The 16,586-nt window shown below is 73.3% G+C and carries 14 protein-coding genes; 7 read left to right on the forward strand and 7 right to left on the reverse strand.

Annotated elements, in window-relative coordinates:
• Positions 1 to 9: 9 nt before the first annotated feature.
• Positions 10 to 324 (reverse strand): SH3 domain-containing protein, encoded by a 315-nt coding sequence (locus tag OHT61_RS14310; RefSeq protein ID WP_329038470.1) that lies wholly within the window; start codon positions 322 to 324, stop codon positions 10 to 12.
• 124 nt (positions 325 to 448) lie between these two features.
• Between OHT61_RS14310 and OHT61_RS14315 the strand changes: the two genes are divergently transcribed.
• Positions 449 to 2,608 (forward strand): serine/threonine-protein kinase, encoded by a 2,160-nt coding sequence (locus OHT61_RS14315; protein WP_329043249.1) that lies wholly within the window; start codon positions 449 to 451, stop codon positions 2,606 to 2,608.
• Between the two features lie 34 nt (positions 2,609 to 2,642).
• Here the strand turns inward: OHT61_RS14315 and ilvD are convergent, their stop codons facing one another.
• From ilvD to OHT61_RS14335, 4 genes are all read right to left on the reverse strand, one after another.
• Positions 2,643 to 4,493 carry a dihydroxy-acid dehydratase gene (gene ilvD, locus OHT61_RS14320; RefSeq protein ID WP_329038472.1) on the reverse strand — a complete coding sequence of 617 codons (1,851 nt, stop codon included), beginning with the start codon at positions 4,491 to 4,493 and terminating at the stop codon, positions 2,643 to 2,645.
• A gap of 334 nt (positions 4,494 to 4,827) precedes the next feature.
• Positions 4,828 to 5,451: a TetR/AcrR family transcriptional regulator gene (locus OHT61_RS14325; protein ID WP_329038473.1), complete on the reverse strand. Its 624-nt coding sequence runs from the start codon at positions 5,449 to 5,451 to the stop codon at positions 4,828 to 4,830.
• Positions 5,448 to 6,272, reverse strand: a complete 825-nt coding sequence (locus tag OHT61_RS14330; protein ID WP_329038474.1) for a sugar phosphate isomerase/epimerase family protein — start codon at positions 6,270 to 6,272, stop codon at positions 5,448 to 5,450. Before OHT61_RS14330 ends, OHT61_RS14325 begins: the two co-directional genes overlap by 4 nt.
• 171 nt (positions 6,273 to 6,443) lie before the next feature.
• Positions 6,444 to 7,391, reverse strand: a complete 948-nt coding sequence (locus OHT61_RS14335; protein WP_329038476.1) for a Ppx/GppA phosphatase family protein — start codon at positions 7,389 to 7,391, stop codon at positions 6,444 to 6,446.
• 32 nt (positions 7,392 to 7,423) lie between these two features.
• On the opposite strand from OHT61_RS14335, the gene OHT61_RS14340 reads away from it, so the two are divergent.
• Positions 7,424 to 8,266 (forward strand): hypothetical protein, encoded by an 843-nt coding sequence (locus OHT61_RS14340; protein WP_329038477.1) that lies wholly within the window; start codon positions 7,424 to 7,426, stop codon positions 8,264 to 8,266.
• A gap of 151 nt (positions 8,267 to 8,417) precedes the next feature.
• On the opposite strand, the gene OHT61_RS14345 is transcribed toward OHT61_RS14340, so the two are convergent.
• Positions 8,418 to 10,160 carry a BACON domain-containing protein gene (locus OHT61_RS14345; RefSeq protein WP_329038478.1) on the reverse strand — a complete coding sequence of 581 codons (1,743 nt, stop codon included), beginning with the start codon at positions 10,158 to 10,160 and terminating at the stop codon, positions 8,418 to 8,420.
• Positions 10,161 to 10,346: 186 nt separating this feature from the next.
• On the opposite strand from OHT61_RS14345, the gene radA reads away from it, so the two are divergent.
• Both radA and disA read left to right on the forward strand, forming a co-directional pair.
• Entirely contained in the window at positions 10,347 to 11,759 is a 1,413-nt protein-coding gene (gene radA / locus OHT61_RS14350) for a DNA repair protein RadA (RefSeq protein ID WP_329038480.1), read from the forward strand.
• 80 nt (positions 11,760 to 11,839) lie between these two features.
• The gene (disA, locus tag OHT61_RS14355; RefSeq protein ID WP_329038482.1) at positions 11,840 to 12,964 is read left to right on the forward strand and encodes a DNA integrity scanning diadenylate cyclase DisA; all 1,125 of its coding nucleotides are present in this window, start codon (positions 11,840 to 11,842) and stop codon (positions 12,962 to 12,964) included.
• A 189-nt stretch (positions 12,965 to 13,153) separates the two neighbouring features.
• On the opposite strand, the gene OHT61_RS14360 is transcribed toward disA, so the two are convergent.
• Positions 13,154 to 13,966 carry a hypothetical protein gene (locus OHT61_RS14360; RefSeq protein ID WP_329043251.1) on the reverse strand — a complete coding sequence of 271 codons (813 nt, stop codon included), beginning with the start codon at positions 13,964 to 13,966 and terminating at the stop codon, positions 13,154 to 13,156.
• Positions 13,967 to 14,226: 260 nt separating this feature from the next.
• On the opposite strand from OHT61_RS14360, the gene OHT61_RS14365 reads away from it, so the two are divergent.
• The 3 genes from OHT61_RS14365 to OHT61_RS14375 all read left to right on the forward strand — a co-directional run bounded on the left by OHT61_RS14365 (position 14,227) and on the right by OHT61_RS14375 (position 16,584).
• The gene (locus tag OHT61_RS14365) at positions 14,227 to 15,129 is read left to right on the forward strand and encodes an A/G-specific adenine glycosylase (protein ID WP_327117378.1); all 903 of its coding nucleotides are present in this window, start codon (positions 14,227 to 14,229) and stop codon (positions 15,127 to 15,129) included.
• A gap of 178 nt (positions 15,130 to 15,307) precedes the next feature.
• Positions 15,308 to 15,892, forward strand: coding sequence for a SigE family RNA polymerase sigma factor (locus tag OHT61_RS14370; RefSeq protein ID WP_329038485.1), 585 nt, complete (start codon positions 15,308 to 15,310; stop codon positions 15,890 to 15,892).
• Complete coding sequence (locus OHT61_RS14375) at positions 15,880 to 16,584, forward strand: hypothetical protein (RefSeq protein WP_443049440.1); 705 nt, start codon at positions 15,880 to 15,882, stop codon at positions 16,582 to 16,584. Before OHT61_RS14370 ends, OHT61_RS14375 begins: the two co-directional genes overlap by 13 nt.
• The last annotated feature ends 2 nt before the right edge of the window (positions 16,585 to 16,586 follow it).

Here is a 16,586-nt window from a genome sequence, read left to right on the forward strand (position 1 = left end):
GCTGTTCCGTCAGTCGCAGCGCGGTGCGATGTAGCCGTCACTGCCCGTGTGGACATAGGCGTCCGACACGAACTCGCCCGAGGCGATGTTGTCCCAGAGGTTCGACGTGCCGTACGGCCCGGTCACCCGCTCGCCCGGCTTCTGGCAGTAGACCGGGACGCTCATCCCGTAGGGAAGGGTCCGCACGATGCCGTACTGGGTGCCGGGCCCCCTGCGGACGTTGACGCGGTAGCCGGGTGCGATCGGGTAGCGGACGACGTCCGCCGCGAGCGCCGCCGCCTCCGCGCCGCCCCCTGTGGTTCCTGTGCTCTCTCCAACGCCCATGAGGGCCTCCCCCGTCGAGTGACGAACATGCCGACGCGCAGGCTAACAAGCCCCGCGTTCCTCGCACGCACCATCGACTAGGCTCCGTGCGTCGCACATGCGCACGAATACACGGGGGTGGGCGGTGCCGCCGCTGCGAGGGACCGGATCACATCCGGAAGCGGAGCATCCTGAGTACGCCGGGCAGTACCGGCTCGAGGCATGTCTCGGCTCGGGCGGCATGGGAGTGGTGCACCTGGCACGCTCCGCGTCCGGGCTCCAGCTCGCGGTCAAGGTCGTGCACCGCCAGCACGCCGCGGACCCCGAGTTCAGGGCCCGGTTCCGGCAGGAGGTCGAGGCGGCCCGGCGGGTCAGCGGGGCCTTCACCGCCCCGGTCGTGGACGCCGACCCGACGGCGGCCCTGCCCTGGATGGCCACCCTGTACGTGCCCGGCCCGACGCTCTCCGCACAGGTCAAGCGGAACGGCCCGATGAGCCCCGCCGAACTGCGCAGACTCACGGCCGGACTCGCCGAGGCACTCCGCGACATCCACCGGGCCGGCGTCATCCACCGGGACCTCAAGCCGAGCAACGTGCTGCTCGCCGACTCCGGCCCCAAGGTCATCGACTTCGGGATCTCCCGGCCGTACGACAGTGATCTGCGCACCGAGACGGGCAAGCTGATCGGCTCACCGCCCTACATGGCGCCCGAACAGTTCCAGCGGCCCAGGGAGGTCGGGCCGGCCGCCGACGTGTTCGCGCTCGGCGCCGTGCTGGTCCACGCGGCGACGGGCCGGGGGCCCTTCGACTCGGACAGCCCCTACGTCGTGGCCTACCAGGTCGTGCACGACGAGGCGGACCTCGCGGGGGTACCGGAGGACCTCGCGCCGCTGGTCGGCCGGTGCCTGGCGAAGGACCCTGCCGACCGCCCCACGCCCGACGAGATCATGGCGGCGCTGCACCCTCCGTCCTACGAGGCGGCCGCGTTCATCCCGGCCCAGCGGCGGCCCGCCGCCCTCGAAACCGCGGCGGGGGACGGGGGCGGCCCCGCCGAGGGGCCCACGCACGTGCGGTCCGCCGGCGGGCCCCCGCCCACGACGGGCACGGGGAGACGCAGGCGCGCCGGTCTCCTTGCGGCGGCCGGCGCCGTGGTGCTCGCGCTGGTCGCCGGCGGACTGTGGGCCGCGACGGCGGGAGACAGCCCCGCGGCACCGGGAGGGGGCGGGACCGGGAGCGAGGCGAAGCCCCGGGCCGCCTTCGTGCCGTGGCGGGCGGCGCTCCGCCCGGCGTCCGGATCGGCCCCGTCGTGCGCGTCCGCCGGATCCGCGCTGTACTGCGTGGCCGCCGGTTACGGGACGGCGCGGCTGGACCCCGCGGACGGACGGATGATCTGGACGCACCGGGACGACATCACCGAAGCCCCCGGGCTGGGCGCGGCACCGGACGGTCCGGCGTACACGGCGACGCCGGGCGGCCCGCTCCGGGCGTACGCCGCCGAGGACGGGGACCCGGCGTGGCGGGCGGACCTCTCCGGCTACCAGGACGTCCCCTTCCCGGCGGGCGCCACCCTGCTGATGGTCCGGCAGGACGGCACGGCGGAGGGCCTCGACGCGGCGACCGGCGCGTCCCGCTGGCACCACGCACTGCCCGGCCTCGGGCACCCGTCCTTCGCGTTCCACGACCCGGCGGCGGGAGTGGCGTACGCCTACGAGCACGCGGCGGACGGGACCTCGACGCTCGTCACCGCGATCGGGGCGGACACGGGGCGCACCGTGTGGCGGCACCGGCTGGACGGCATGCTCACCCCGGCCGGGACGTCCGGCGGGGAACTCGTGCTGACCGCCATGAACAGCGACGCCCAGATCACCGGGCTGGTCCGCTACGCGCCCGAGCGCCGGAGCGCGGCACGGGTCGCCCTGCCGTTCCGCATGAACGGGCCCGAGGTCGTCGTGGCCGGGGACACCGCCTATCTGCTGGAGCGGGGCGGGACCCTGCTGGCCGCCGGCATCCGGCCCGGCGGCGGCAAGGCGGAGCGGTGGCGTCTGGAGACGGCCGTCGGGCTGACCTCCGCCCCGGTGCTCGGCGCCGGGGACCGGCTGTACTTCTCGGCGGCCGACGGGCGGCTCCTGGCCGTGGACACGGTGCACGGGACGCTGCTCGGCCAGACGCGGCCCCGGCTGAAGGAGGGCAGGCTCGGCCTCGCCTCCTCGCTGCCCGCCCCCGTCGTGCTCGGGCGGAGCGTCGTGGCGACCGCTCCGGACGGATCCGTGTTCGCGGTGGACGCGGACGGCCCCGCCCACTGGTGAGACCAGGGACGGGGCCGGACGGGAAGCGCGCGGTTCAGCCGAGCTTGGAGACGTCGCGGACCGCGCCCCGGTCCGCGCTGGTCGCCATCGCCGCGTAGGCGCGCAGGGCCGCCGAGACCTTGCGGTCGCGGTTCTTCGGCGCGTACACGCCGTTCAGCGCCTCACGCCGGGTGTCGAGCTCCGCGTCGGGGACGAGGAGCTCGATCGAGCGGTTCGGGATGTCGATGCGGATCCGGTCGCCGTCCTCGACGAGGGCGATCGTGCCGCCGGACGCCGCCTCGGGCGACGCGTGCCCGATCGACAGGCCCGACGTACCGCCGGAGAAACGGCCGTCGGTGACCAGGGCGCAGCTCTTGCCGAGGCCGCGGCCCTTCAGGAAGGACGTCGGGTAGAGCATCTCCTGCATGCCGGGACCGCCGCGCGGGCCCTCGTAGCGGATGACGACGACGTCGCCCTCCTTGATCTCCTTGCGGAGGATCTTGTCGACGGCGTCCTCCTGCGACTCGCAGACGACGGCCGGGCCCTCGAAGGTCCAGATCGACTCGTCGACGCCCGCCGTCTTCACGACACAGCCGTCCACGGCGAGGTTGCCCTTGAGGACCGCGAGACCGCCGTCCTTGGAGTACGCGTGCTCCAGGTCGCGGATGCAGCCGCCGGCCGCGTCGAGGTCGAGGGTGTCCCAGCGCTCGGACTGGGAGAAGGCCGTCGCGCTGCGCACGCAGCCGGGGGCGGCGTGCCAGAGCTCGACCGCCTCGGGGGACGGCGAGCCGCCCCGGACGTCCCATTCCTTGAGCCACTCGGCGAGGGTGTCGGAGTGGACCGCGTGCACGTCCTCGTTGAGCAGCCCGCCGCGGTGGAGTTCGCCCAGCAGTGCGGGGATGCCGCCGGCCCGGTGGACGTCCTCCATGTAGTACGTGCCGCCGGGGGCCACGTTGGGGGCGACCTTCGAGAGGCAGGGGACGCGGCGCGAGACCTCGTTGATGTCGTCGAGGGTGTAGCGGAGCTCGGCCTCCTCCGCCGCGGCGAGCAGGTGCAGGATCGTGTTGGTCGAGCCGCCCATGGCGATGTCGAGCGCCATGGCGTTGTCGAACGCGGCGCGGGTGCCGATGGAGCGCGGCAGGACCGTCTCGTCGTCCTGCTCGTAGTAGCGCTTGGTGATCTCGACGACCGTGCGGCCCGCGTTCTCGTACAGCGCCCTGCGGGCGGTGTGTGTGGCGAGGACGGAGCCGTTGCCGGGGAGGGAGAGGCCGAGGACCTCGGTCAGGCAGTTCATCGAGTTGGCGGTGAACATGCCGGAACAGCTGCCGCAGGTGGGGCAGGCGTTCTCCTCGATGCGCAGGATGTCCTCGTCGGAGATGCTCTCGTCGACGGCGTCGCTGATCGCGTTGACCAGGTCGAGCTTGCGGACCGTGCCGTCGACGAGGGTGGCCTTGCCGGCCTCCATGGGACCGCCGGAGACGAACACCGTCGGGATGTTGAGGCGCATCGCGGCCATCAGCATGCCGGGGGTGATCTTGTCGCAGTTCGAGATGCAGATCAGGGCGTCGGCGCAGTGCGCCTCGACCATGTACTCGACGCTGTCCGCGATGAGGTCGCGGGACGGGAGGCTGTAGAGCATGCCGCCGTGGCCCATGGCGATGCCGTCGTCCACCGCGATCGTGTTGAACTCCCGGGGCACCGCCCCGGCCGCCTTGATCGCCTCGGAGACGATCCGGCCGACGGGGGCGAGGTGGGTGTGCCCGGGCACGAACTCGGTGAAGGAGTTGGCCACCGCGATGATCGGCTTGCCAATGTCCTCACTGGCTACGCCGGACGCCCGCATAAGGGCGCGGGCGCCCGCCATGTTGCGGCCGTGGGTGACAGTGCGGGACCTCAGCTGGGGCATCGTCTCTCGCTCCTTCGACAGAAAAGACTCCTTTGGAGCGTACGCCTACCGTGCCAAGATCTGGACAGACCGTCCGATATACGGGACGGGCGGCTCGGTGCGCGGACGGGGGGGGGCGGGCGCCGGACGGCCCGGTGCGCGGACGGGAGCGGGCGCCGGACGGCCCGGTGCGCGGACGGGGGGCGGGCGCCGGACGGCCCGGCGCCACGGGCTCAGTCCTCGGCCAGATACCGCTGGAGCGTGGGGGCGACCATCGCCCCCGGCGCCACGGGCTCAGTCCTCGGCCAGATACCGCTGGAGCGTGGGGGCGACCATCGCCCCCGGCGCCACGGGCTCAGTCCTCGGCCAGATACCGCTGGAGCGTGGGGGCGACCATCGCGATGATCTTCTCCGGATCGGCCGACGCCAGCGGTTCCGCCTGGATCACGTACCGCAGCATCGCGATGCCGATCATGTGGGAGGCCGCGAGCTCCGCCCGGAAGGTCGGATCGGGCACGTCGAGGTCCGCCGCGATCCGCTCCAGCAGCCGCCGCAGCACGAACTCGCGCAGCACTTTCGCCGCCGCCTCGTGGGTGAGGGCGGAACGCAGGATCGCCAGCAGCGGCGCCCGGGACGCGGGGTTCTCCCACACGCCGATGAAGTAGCGGGCCAGCCGCTCCCCGACGTCCTCGGAGGGGCCGCCCAGGATCGAGGGGATGACGAGCGCCGGCTCGAAGGAGACCTCGACGGCGGCGGCGAAGACCTCGTCCTTCGTGCCGAAGTAGTGGTGCACCAGGGCTGAGTCCACCCCGGCCGCCTTCGCGATGCCCCGGACCGACGTCTTGTCGTAGCCGCGTTCGGCGAACTCCGCGCGGGCCGCCTCCAGGATGCGGGTCCTGGCGTCGGGCCCCTCGGCGTGCGCGGTACGGGAGGGGCGGCCCCTGCGCCGGGGTGCCGGTCCTTCGGCGCCGGACGTCACGAGCGGGGCGCCCGCGCCGGTGAGGCCAGGTGGAGCCGGGTGAAGGCCAGCGCCTCCGCGAGGTCCGCCTCGCGCTCCGCGGACGACATGGCCCTGCGGGTGTTCACCTCGATCACCACATGGCCGTCGAAGCCGGTACGGGCCAGCCGCTCCAGCAGTTCCGCGCACGGCTGGTCGCCCCGGCCGGGCACCAGGTGCTCGTCCTTGCCGGACCCCTTGCCGTCCGCGAGATGGACGTGCGCGAGCCGGTCGCCCATCCGGTCCACCATCGCGAGGCTGTCGGTGCGCGCGGTGGAGGTGTGCGAGAGGTCGACGGTGAAGTGCCGGTAGTCGTCGTTGCTGACGTCCCAGGCCGGTGCGTACGCCAGCATCTCGCGGTCCCGGTAGCGCCACGGGTACATGTTCTCGACGGCGAAGCGCACATCGGTCTCGTCGGCCATGCGCCAGATTCCGGTGATGAAGTCGCGGGCGTAGTTGCGCTGCCACCGGAACGGCGGGTGCACGACCACCGCGGAGGCCCCGAGCTTCTCCGCGGCGTCCCTGGCCCGCTGGAGCTTCACCCACGGGTCGGTGGACCAGACCCGCTGGGTGATCAGCAGACACGGCGCGTGGATGGCGAGGACCGGCACCTGGTGGTAGTCCGACAGCCGCTTCAGCGCCTCTATGTCCTGGCTGACGGGGTCGGTCCAGACCATGACCTCGACGCCGTCGTATCCGAGGCGCGCGGCGATCTCGAAGGCCGTCGCCGTGGACTCCGGATAGACGGAGGCCGTAGACAGGGCGACCTTCGCATCCGGGATGCGCACCACTGGTTCTGCCACCAGGACAGCCTACGGGCAGCGGCGCGCGTCCTTCGGGGACCCCGGCGGAAAGTGAGAAGGGCCATGACAGCCCCGGGCGGGATCAGGGACGGCCTCCGACGGGTTCAGGGACAGCCCTCGGCGGCTTCAGGGGCGGTCTCCGGTGGGATAGGGGGACGGCCTCCGGCAGGGTCAGGCCAGGACCGCCTGCGCCGCCGGCAGGTGGTCCAGCCGCCGCAGGATGACGCCCTCGCGCAGCGCCCACGGGCAGATCTCCAGCTCCTCGATCCCGAAGAGGTCCATCGCCCCCTCCGCGACGAGCGCCCCGGCCAGCAGCTGCGCGGCACGCCCCTCGGTGACCCCGGGCAGGTGACCCCGCTGCTCGACGGTCATCGTCGTCAGCTTCGGCACCCACTCCTCCAGCGCCTTGCGGGAGAGGACGCGCTGCACGTACAGCCCCTCGGCGGAGCGGGCGGCGCCCGTGATCCTGGCGAGCTGCCGGAAGGTCTTGGACGTCCCGACGACGTGGTCGGGCGGTCCCAGCCGGGTGAACTCGCCCACCGAGCGGGCGATCCCGGCGCGGACGTGACGGCGCAGGGCGCGCACGTCCGTCGGGTCCGGCGGATCGCCCGGCAGCCAGCCGGCCGTGAGGCGCCCCGCGCCGAACGGCAGCGAGACGGCCGCGTCCGGCTCCTCGTCCATCCCGAAGGCGACCTCCAGCGAACCGCCGCCGATGTCCAGGACCAACAGCTTCCCCGCGGACCAGCCGAACCACCGGCGGGCCGCCAGGAAGGTCAGCCGCGCCTCCTCCTCGCCGCTGAGGACCGCCAGGGACACCCCGGTCTCCTCCCGCACGCGCGCCAGCACCTGATCGGCGTTGCCCGCCTCGCGCACGGCCGAGGTGGCGAACGCCAGCACGTCCTCGCAGCCCTTGTCCTCGGCCGCCTGGACGGCTCCGGCGATCGTGGACACCAGGCGGTCCATGCCCTCGGGGCCGATCGCCCCGTTCTTGTCGAGGAGTTCGGCGAGCCGCAGCTCCGCCTTGTGCGAGTGCGCGGGCTGCGGGCGCGCACCGGGGTGGGCGTCGACCACCAGCAGGTGCACCGTGTTCGAACCCACGTCGAGGACTCCGAGTCTCATACCGGAACGCTACTGCGGCTTACTCTGGGCGCGTGCCAAAGACGAAAAAGGCGAAGCCGGACAAAGCCACGAAGAAGCAGTCGCGATCGGAGCAGGAGACGCAGCAGCCGGATACGACAGGGCCCGGCGGGCCCGACGAGAAGGAGCTCGACTTCGCGCGGGCCTGGGTCGAATTCCCCGACCCGTCCGACGACGAGCAGGTCTACCGCTGCGACCTGACCTGGCTCACGTCCAGGTGGAACTGCATCTTCGGGAGCGGCTGCCAGGGCATCCAGGCGGGCCGCGCCGACGACGGCTGCTGCACGCTCGGCGCGCACTTCTCCGACGAGGACGACGAGAAGCGGGTGGCCGGCCATGTCGCACGGCTCACACCGGACATCTGGCAGTTCCACGACGTCGGGTCGAAGTCGGGCTGGGTCGGGGTCGACGAGGACGGCGAGCGGCAGACCCGGCGCTGGGAGGGCTCCTGCATCTTCCAGAACAGGCCCGGATTCGAGGGCGGCGCGGGCTGCTCCCTGCACATCCTGGCGCTTCGGGAGGGCAAGGAACCGCTGGAGACCAAGCCCGACGTGTGCTGGCAGCTGCCGGTCCGCCGGACGTACGACTGGATCGAGCGGCCCGACGACACCCGTGTGCTCCAGGTCTCGATCGGTGAGTACGACCGTCGCGGCTGGGGCCCCGGCGGGCACGACCTGCACTGGTGGTGCACCTCGGCGACCTCCGCGCACGGTGCCGGGGACCCGGTGTACGTCTCCTACCGGCCCGAGCTGACCGAGATGATGGGCAAGGAGGCCTACGACCGGCTGGCCGAGCTGTGCGAGCAGCGCCTGGCGTCGCTGCTGCCGATGGCACCGCATCCGGCCGACCCGGCCTGAGGCGGTCCGGCGCCCGCCCGCACACGACGGCGGCCCGGTGCGCGGTGCGACGTCCTCGCGCCGGGCACCGGGCCGCCGTCGTGTGCCGGGTACAGCGCGGATCCGTGCCACCGCGCACGTGGCCGCGGACCGGGCCGCCGCCGTGTGCGGCTCAGCCGGCCGGTTCCGACGGCTCGTCCGGCGGCGTCGTGCCGGGTGAGGGCTCGGGCGGCGACGGCTCGCCGGTGGGTGACGGCGTCGGGTCGGTCGGATCCGGCGTGGGCGTCGGTGTGGGCGTCGGGTCCGGTGACTGCGTGGGGTCGGGGGTCGGATCGGGCGACGGGGGCGGCGACGACTGCGTGGGGCCCGGCGGTTCGGACGACGGGCCGGGGGACGGGCTGCCGGGGCGCGGGGCGCCCGCGCCGTGGCCGGTGACCGCGACGACGGAGCCCGAGGGCGTGAGGACGACGCGGGCGGTCCAGGGGCCGCGCGGTTCGGCCGCGCGGTCGACGAACACCTGGAGGGTGGTGCTCCGGCCCGGCGCGAGCGTGCCGGACGAGCGGCTGAGGCGGAGCCACGGGGCCTGCGCCCGCGCCGACCAGGAGACCGCGCGGGTGCCGGCCGACGTCAGGGTGATCGTCGTACGGCCCCCGGACGAACGGGCCGAGACGGTGAGCGTGCCCGCCGCGGCCGGGGAGGCGCCGACGCTCACGACCTCGGCGGAGACGTCCGGCCTGCGGGCACCGTCCCTGAAGCTGTCGTCCGCCTCGGGCCTGGCGTTGCCCGCGTTCTCGTAGTGCTCGTACGTCTCGTCGCCGGGGGCCGGTTCCACGTCCATGTCCGTCGCCGTGACCGAGGTGTCCCGCCCCTCCCCCGTGAGCGGAGCGCCCCGGTAGGCGGCCCACAGGGCGATCACCGGCGCGGCGACGACCGTCGCCACGACCGTCGTCGTCACGACCCGGGCGCGGAGCCGGTCCCTGCGGGCGGCGTGGTCCTTGGGGTCCAGCGGGAATCCCGTCCTGCCGAAGCGCGGGGCGGCGGACCTGGAGCGCCGGGCGTGGGCCAGGGCGACGTGGACGGAGGGGCGGGGCGCCTCGACGACCGGCAGTGAGGCGACGGGCCGCACGGCCGTCCCCGGCCAGGGCCCGGCGGCGCCCGCCCGTTCGGCGGCCCGGCGGCAGCGCGGGCAGTCGTCGACGTGCCGGACGAGCTCGCTGCGCAGGACCGCCGAGAGCAGCGCCTGACGCGTACCGGTGAGCCTGGCCACGGCGGGGCAGTCCCCCCTCTCGACGACAGCGAGGGCGGCGCGGGTGCGCTCCACCTCGCAGGCGGCCCCGGCCAGGAGTTCCCGGGCGCTTCCGACGTCCAGGCCGAGGACGGCGGCGACGGCTCGCGAGGTGAGCCCGTGGCGCACGGCGAGCTCCAGTGCCTCCCGCTGCTCCGGGGTGGTGCCCGCGGCCTCGGGCCAGGCCAGCTGTGCGAGTTCCCGCCGGCGCGCCTCGGATGCCGGCGACCGGGCAGGTCCGCCCGGGTCCGCCGCCTCCTCCGGGGAGCTGTGCGTGACGGCGGGGACCGGGGCCGGGACGGACTGCCGGCGGTGGGCCTGCCGGCCCCGGCGCTGCTCGGTGAGCGCACGCAGACACGTCCACCTGGCCAGGGCGTACAGCCAGGATTTACGTTCCTCCTGGGACTCGGGGCACCGGCCGTCCTGCCGTTCGGCGATCGCCAGGACGAGGCCCAGGGCGTCGGTCGCCGCCTCGTGGTCGCAGAGGACGGAGAGGCAGTAGGTGAACAGGCCGTCGAGGTACGGCTCGTACCGTGCGGACGGGCGCTGCGCCGAGGGGTGCGCCGCGCGTCGGTGCGCCCGGTGTGCGCCGGTGGTGCGTACGGAGGTCTCCAGCCTGCTGCTCGTCACCTTGCGACCGTAGGCAGACGGGGGTGACCCCCTGGCGGCACTTTCCCGGATTTAATCCTTACGAGTGACGCTGTCCTTCCAAAGCGGACGAGGATTCCGCATTCCACCGGAATCCCCGCATCGGGCACGTGTTCGCTCGTCGCTCCCCCGGCCGGTGCTGTCGGACCTCACCTATACGGTGACGCCATGGCTGCCCGTACGAAATCCGCGAAGGACCGGCCGTCCTACCGCTGCACCGAGTGCGGCTGGACGACCGCCAAATGGCTCGGCCGCTGCCCGGAGTGCCAGGCCTGGGGGACGGTCGAGGAGTTCGGCGGCGCCCCCGCCGTCCGCACGACCGCGGCCGGCCGGGTCTCCACCGCGGCCCTGCCGATCGGCCAGGTCGACAGCCGCCAGGCCACGGCACGCTCGACCGGGGTCGGCGAGCTGGACCGGGTGCTCGGCGGCGGGCTCGTGCCCGGTGCCGTCGTGCTGCTCGCGGGCGAGCCGGGCGTCGGCAAGTCGACGCTGCTGCTGGACGTCGCGGCGAAGGCGGCGAGCGACGACCACCGCACGCTCTACGTCACCGCCGAGGAGTCGGCGAGCCAGGTGCGCATGCGGGCCGACCGCATCCGCGCGATCAACGACCACCTCTACCTGGCAGCCGAGACCGACCTCTCCGCCGTCCTGGGGCATCTGGACGCGGTCAAGCCCTCCCTGCTGGTCCTCGACTCCGTGCAGACGGTCGCCTCACCGGAGATCGACGGCGCGCCCGGCGGGATGGCGCAGGTCCGCGAGGTCGCGGGCGCGCTCATCAGGGCGTCCAAGGAGCGCGGCATGTCGACGCTCCTGGTCGGCCACGTCACCAAGGACGGCGCCATCGCGGGACCGAGGCTGCTGGAGCACCTCGTCGACGTCGTCCTGTCCTTCGAGGGCGACCGGCACGCGCGCCTCAGGCTCGTGCGCGGCGTCAAGAACAGGTACGGCGCCACGGACGAGGTCGGCTGCTTCGAGCTGCACGACGAGGGCATCACCGGTCTCGCCGATCCGTCGGGGCTCTTCCTGACCCGGCGCGACGAACCCGTGCCCGGCACCTGCCTGACGGTCACCCTGGAGGGCAAGCGCCCCCTGGTCGCCGAGGTGCAGGCGCTGACGGTCGACTCGCAGATCCCGTCGCCCCGGCGCACCACCTCGGGCCTGGAGACCTCCAGGGTCTCGATGATGCTGGCGGTCCTCGAACAGCGGGGCCGGATCAGCGCGCTCGGCAAGCGGGACATCTACAGCGCCACGGTGGGCGGCGTGAAGCTCACCGAGCCGGCCGCGGACCTCGCGATCGCGCTGGCGCTGGCCAGCGCGGCGAGCGACACACCGCTGCCGAAGAACCTGGTCGCGATCGGTGAGGTGGGCCTCGCGGGCGAGGTCAGGAGGGTGACGGGGGTGCAGCGCAGACTGGCCGAGGCCTACCGTCTGGGGTTCAAGCACGCCCTGGTTCCGAGGGACCCGGGACAGGTTCCCGCGGGCATGAAGGTCACGGAGGTCGCCGACATGGGAGACGCTCTGAGAGTCCTTCCGCGCCGGTCTCGCCCGGACGGACCACAGGACGACGGCGCACGCCGGTAGACTTTGCCCTGGTCTCGCCCGTCCGTACGAACGGTACGAGGGACGCAAGGGCACCGCAAACCTGTGACCGGAGGAGTGCAGTGGCAGCCAACGACCGGGCAGCAACGCCCGGAAAGTCCGGCCAAGGCACGGGGAACGAGGCGCTGATGCGCGCCTCCTTGAGCGCGGTCGCGCCCGGAATGGCCCTTCGTGACGGCCTGGAACGCATCCTGCGCGGCAACACCGGCGGGCTGATCGTTCTCGGCATGGACAAAACCGTCGAATCCATGTGCACCGGTGGGTTCGTGCTCGACGTGGAGTTCACCGCGACCCGCCTGCGCGAGCTGTGCAAGCTGGACGGCGCGCTGATCCTCGACAAGGACATGACCAAGATCCTCCGGGCCGGCGTCCAGCTCGTCCCGGACGCCTCGATCCCGACCGAGGAGACGGGCACCCGCCATCGCACGGCGGACCGCGTCTCCAAGGCCTGCGGGTTCCCCGTGGTGTCGGTCTCCCAGTCGATGCGTCTGATCGCGCTCTACGTCGACGGGGAGCGCCGGGTCCTGGAGGAGTCCTCCGCGATCCTGTCCCGCGCCAACCAGGCCCTCGCCACGCTGGAGCGCTACAAGCTCCGGCTGGACGAGGTCGCCGGCACGCTCTCCGCACTGGAGATCGAGGACCTGGTGACCGTCCGGGACGTCACGGCCGTCTCGCAGCGGCTGGAGATGGTGCGCCGGATCGCCACCGAGATCGCCGAGTACGTCGTGGAGCTGGGCACCGACGGGCGCCTCCTGTCGCTCCAGCTGGACGAATTGATCGCGGGTGTGGAACCGGAGCGGGAGCTGGTCGTGCGCGACTACGTGCCCGAGCCGACCGCGAAGCGGTCCCGCACCGTCGCCGAGGCGGTGGCCGATCTGGACACCCTGACGCACACCGAGCTGCTCGAACTCCCCGTGGTGGCGAGGGCCCTGGGCTACAGCGGCTCGCCCGAGACGCTCGACTCGGCGGTCTCCCCGCGCGGCTACCGGCTGCTCGCGAAGGTGCCGCGGCTGCCCGGAACGATCATCGAGCGGCTGGTGGAGCACTTCGGTGGCCTCCAGAAGCTGCTCGCCGCCAGTGTGGACGACCTCCAGACCGTGGACGGCGTCGGCGAGGCCCGGGCCCGGAGCGTGCGCGAGGGCCTCTCCCGGCTGGCGGAGTCGTCGATCCTGGAGCGGTACGTCTGAGGGCTGTGCGGGAGCGTTCCGGGACCACCCGGAACGGCTGCCTCCCGCTGTCCTGACCCCCTGCCGCTGTCCCGACCTCCACCCCTGTCCTGCGGCTGCCACCGTCGTGACGGCTGCCCCGGCCCTTACGGCTGCCTCTGCTCCCGCCGCACCCGGGCCGGCCGGCCGAGGGCCGGCCCCGGCCCGGAATCAGTCCTTGGCCAGGACGAACGACGCCCGCTGCACACTCTCACCAGGCATCCTGGCCTCCAGCAGGTACGTCCCCGGCGCCGCGACACCGGGAGGCGGTGTGGCGCACTTGGGCGCGCTCCGCTCACGGTCCCACTCCACCGTGTGGACGACCGTCGCTCCCGCGGGGATCTTCAGGAACATGGCCCCGGAACGGGGGCAGTCCTTGGACGACCACAGCTCGTCGTCGTCCTCTCCCGCCTTCGTGATCGTGAGCACGGCGCTCTTCGGGCCGAAGTCGGCCTTGCAGTCCGCGCCGGAGGTGTTCCTGGCGGTGAGGCGGAAGCGCGGCTTGTCGTCGGGCCCGAAGCTGTTGTCCGTCTTCACGCTCAACTGAAGGGCGGCGGGCGTGCAGTTGGGGAGCGGGGAACTCGCGGGCACCTGCTGGGCCGCGCTTGCGCCGGCCGCTCCGGCACTCGAACCCGCCGTACCCGCGGAACCCGCCGTACCGCCCGCGCCGCCGGCCGATCCCGCACCGCCGCCGGTACCGGCACCACCGGTCGCACCGGAGCCGCCGTCCGTGCCGGAACCGCCCGACTCGTCGCGTCCGCCCGGAGGTTGGCCGACGACCGGTCCGGAACCGGAGGGTCCCGGAGTGATGGACGGTGCGGGGCTCTTGCCGCCGGGCTTGCCGTCGTCCGTGCCCGGTGCGCCACCGCCACCCCGGGTGACGGCCCATACGGTCAGCGCCGCGAGCAGCGCGATCACGAGCACCGCTACTGCTCTCCGACGCCAATAGATGCTGGAGGGAAGCGGCCCGACCGGATTGCGCATAGAACCCACGCACCGAACTGTACGAGAGTTCCCGCCCAACTCCGGCCCCCAACCGCCGCTCTGATCGACAAGTTTTCCGGATCATCATCACGGAACGGCCGTTGCGGGCGCTTCCAGCCACTTTGCACCGGCCCGGACTTCGTCCGCACCGTACGAAGGGACAGAACGGGTGGCGTTATCACCCCGTGAGCCCCCGGCCGGGCCGACACCCCCGTCGCGTGCGCGCCACTCCCGTCTTCCGTGCCAGGATCGTAGGTGCGATGACTGCCACGACTTCGACACAGACGCCCCCCGCCTCCCTCCACGCGCCCGTCATCGGGTGGTTCGAGCAGCACGCCCGCGATCTGCCCTGGCGCCGCCCCGAAGCGGGTGCCTGGGGCGTGATGGTGAGCGAATTCATGCTGCAGCAGACCCCGGTGAACCGCGTCCTCCCGGTCTACGAGCAGTGGATGGCCCGCTGGCCGCGCCCCGCCGACCTGGCCGCCGACGCGCCGGGCGAAGCCGTCCGCGCCTGGGGCCGGCTCGGCTACCCCCGGCGCGCGCTCCGCCTGCACGGGGCCGCCCAGGCGATAACGGAACGCCACGGCGGAGACGTGCCGAGCGAGCACGGCCAGTTGCTCGCACTGCCCGGCATCGGCGAGTACACGGCCGCGGCCGTGGCGTCGTTCGCGTACGGGCAGCGTCACGCCGTGCTGGACACCAACGTCCGCAGGGTGTTCGCCAGGGCCGCCACCGGCATCCAGTACCCGCCGAACGCGACCACCGCTGCCGAGCGCAAGCTCGCCCGCGCCCTGCTCCCCGAGGAGGACGAGCGCGCCGCGCGCTGGGCCGCGGCCACGATGGAGCTCGGCGCCCTCGTGTGCACCGCGAAGAACGAGGACTGCACCCGGTGCCCCATCGCGGAGCAGTGCGCCTGGCGGCTGGCCGGGAAGCCCGCCCACCAGGGGCCGCCCCGCCGCGGCCAGACCTACGCCGGTACGGACCGGCAGGTGCGGGGGCGGCTGCTCGCCGTGCTGCGGGACGCCGTCACCCCGGTGCCGCAGTCCGCGCTGGACTCTGTGTGGGAGGAGCCCGTGCAGCGGGCGCGGGCCCTGGACGGGCTCGTCGCCGACGGGCTGGTCGAGCCCCTGGCCAACGGCAGGTACCGGCTGCCCCTGACCTGACCCGCATCCGGCGGACCGGCTGCCCATCGGCTGTTACACAACCGATGGGCAGCCGTGCGTCGGCGTACGGCTGCCCCGCACAACCTCGTGACAACGCCTCCGTAACGTCACCGGACGTCGGCGGAACACCTGGCCGGCGGCGGTACCACGGGGTTCCACGGGGACGGAGGCGGTTGTCATGACGCAGGGTGAGGTGCTCGGATTCGAGGAGTACGTACGGACCAGGCAGGACGCGCTGCTGCGCAGTGCCCGCCGGCTCGTACCCGATCCCGTCGACGCGCAGGACCTGCTGCAGACCGCCCTGGCCCGCACCTACCGCCGCTGGGACGGCATCGCCGACAAGTCCCTCGCCGACGCCTACCTGCGCCGCGTCATGATCAACACGCGCACGGAGTGGTGGCGGGCCCGCAAGCTCGACGAGGTCCCCACCGAGCAGCTCCCCGAGGCGAGCATCGACGACGGTGCCGAGCAGCGCGCCGACCGTGCCCTCCTCATGGACGTCCTCGGTGTGCTGGCTCCGAAGCAGCGCAGCGTCGTCGTGCTGCGACACTGGGAGCAGATGAGCACGGAAGAAACGGCCGCGGCCCTCGGCATGTCGGCCGGCACGGTGAAGAGCACGCTGCACCGCGCCCTGGCGCGCCTGCGTCAGGAGCTGGAGGACCGCGCGGCGCGCAGCCGTGAGGCCGAAGGCGTCCTCGCGCGGATACCCGCCCAGCGGGACAGGCGTCACGACGAGCGGGAGCGGGAGCGGTGCGCGGCCTGAACGGCAGAAGCACGGGCGGCGACGGGACGGCGGGCCGGGGGGCCGGACTCGGTGCGGGTCTCGCGGCGGGGAGCACGGCGGTCGCCGGGCTCGCCGCCTTCGCGCTGTTGTGCTCCGGCTGCGCCTCCGGGGGCACCGGTACCCGTGACGAGGGCCCCGCGGGTACCCGGCCGGTCACCCGGGCCTCGGCGCCGGACGCCGTCCCCGCGGGGACGGCGAAGCCCGCCCCGCGTATCGACGCCGTGCGGCTGGTGCGGGCGGATCCGAAGGTCAGCGCCCGGTTCAAGGACGACCTCAAGCCCTGCACCGGCGACGAGTACCCGATCGACACCTCCTACGGCACGCTCACCGACGGTCCGGCGGCCGACGTCGTGGTCAACGTGATGACCTGCGGCGACTCGGTGGGCGTGGGCACCTACGTCTACCGGCAGCGCGCCGACGGCTCCTACGGCAACGTCTTCGCCGCCGAGACGCCCGCGGTCTACGGCACCATCGACCGGGGGGACCTGGTGGTGACGACGCAGGTGTACGGGTCCAAGGACGCGGTCGCGTACCCCTCCGGGGAGGACATCGTCACCTATCGCTGGACGTCCGGCCGGTTCGCCGAGACCGACCGGGTGCACAACGACTTCAACCGGGCCGTCGGCAGCGGGGAGGGCACCCTCCCCGAACCGCCGACGGCGAAGAACTGAGA

The organism is Streptomyces sp. NBC_00178, from assembly GCF_036206005.1.
Classification (GTDB): Bacteria; Actinomycetota; Actinomycetes; order Streptomycetales; family Streptomycetaceae; genus Streptomyces.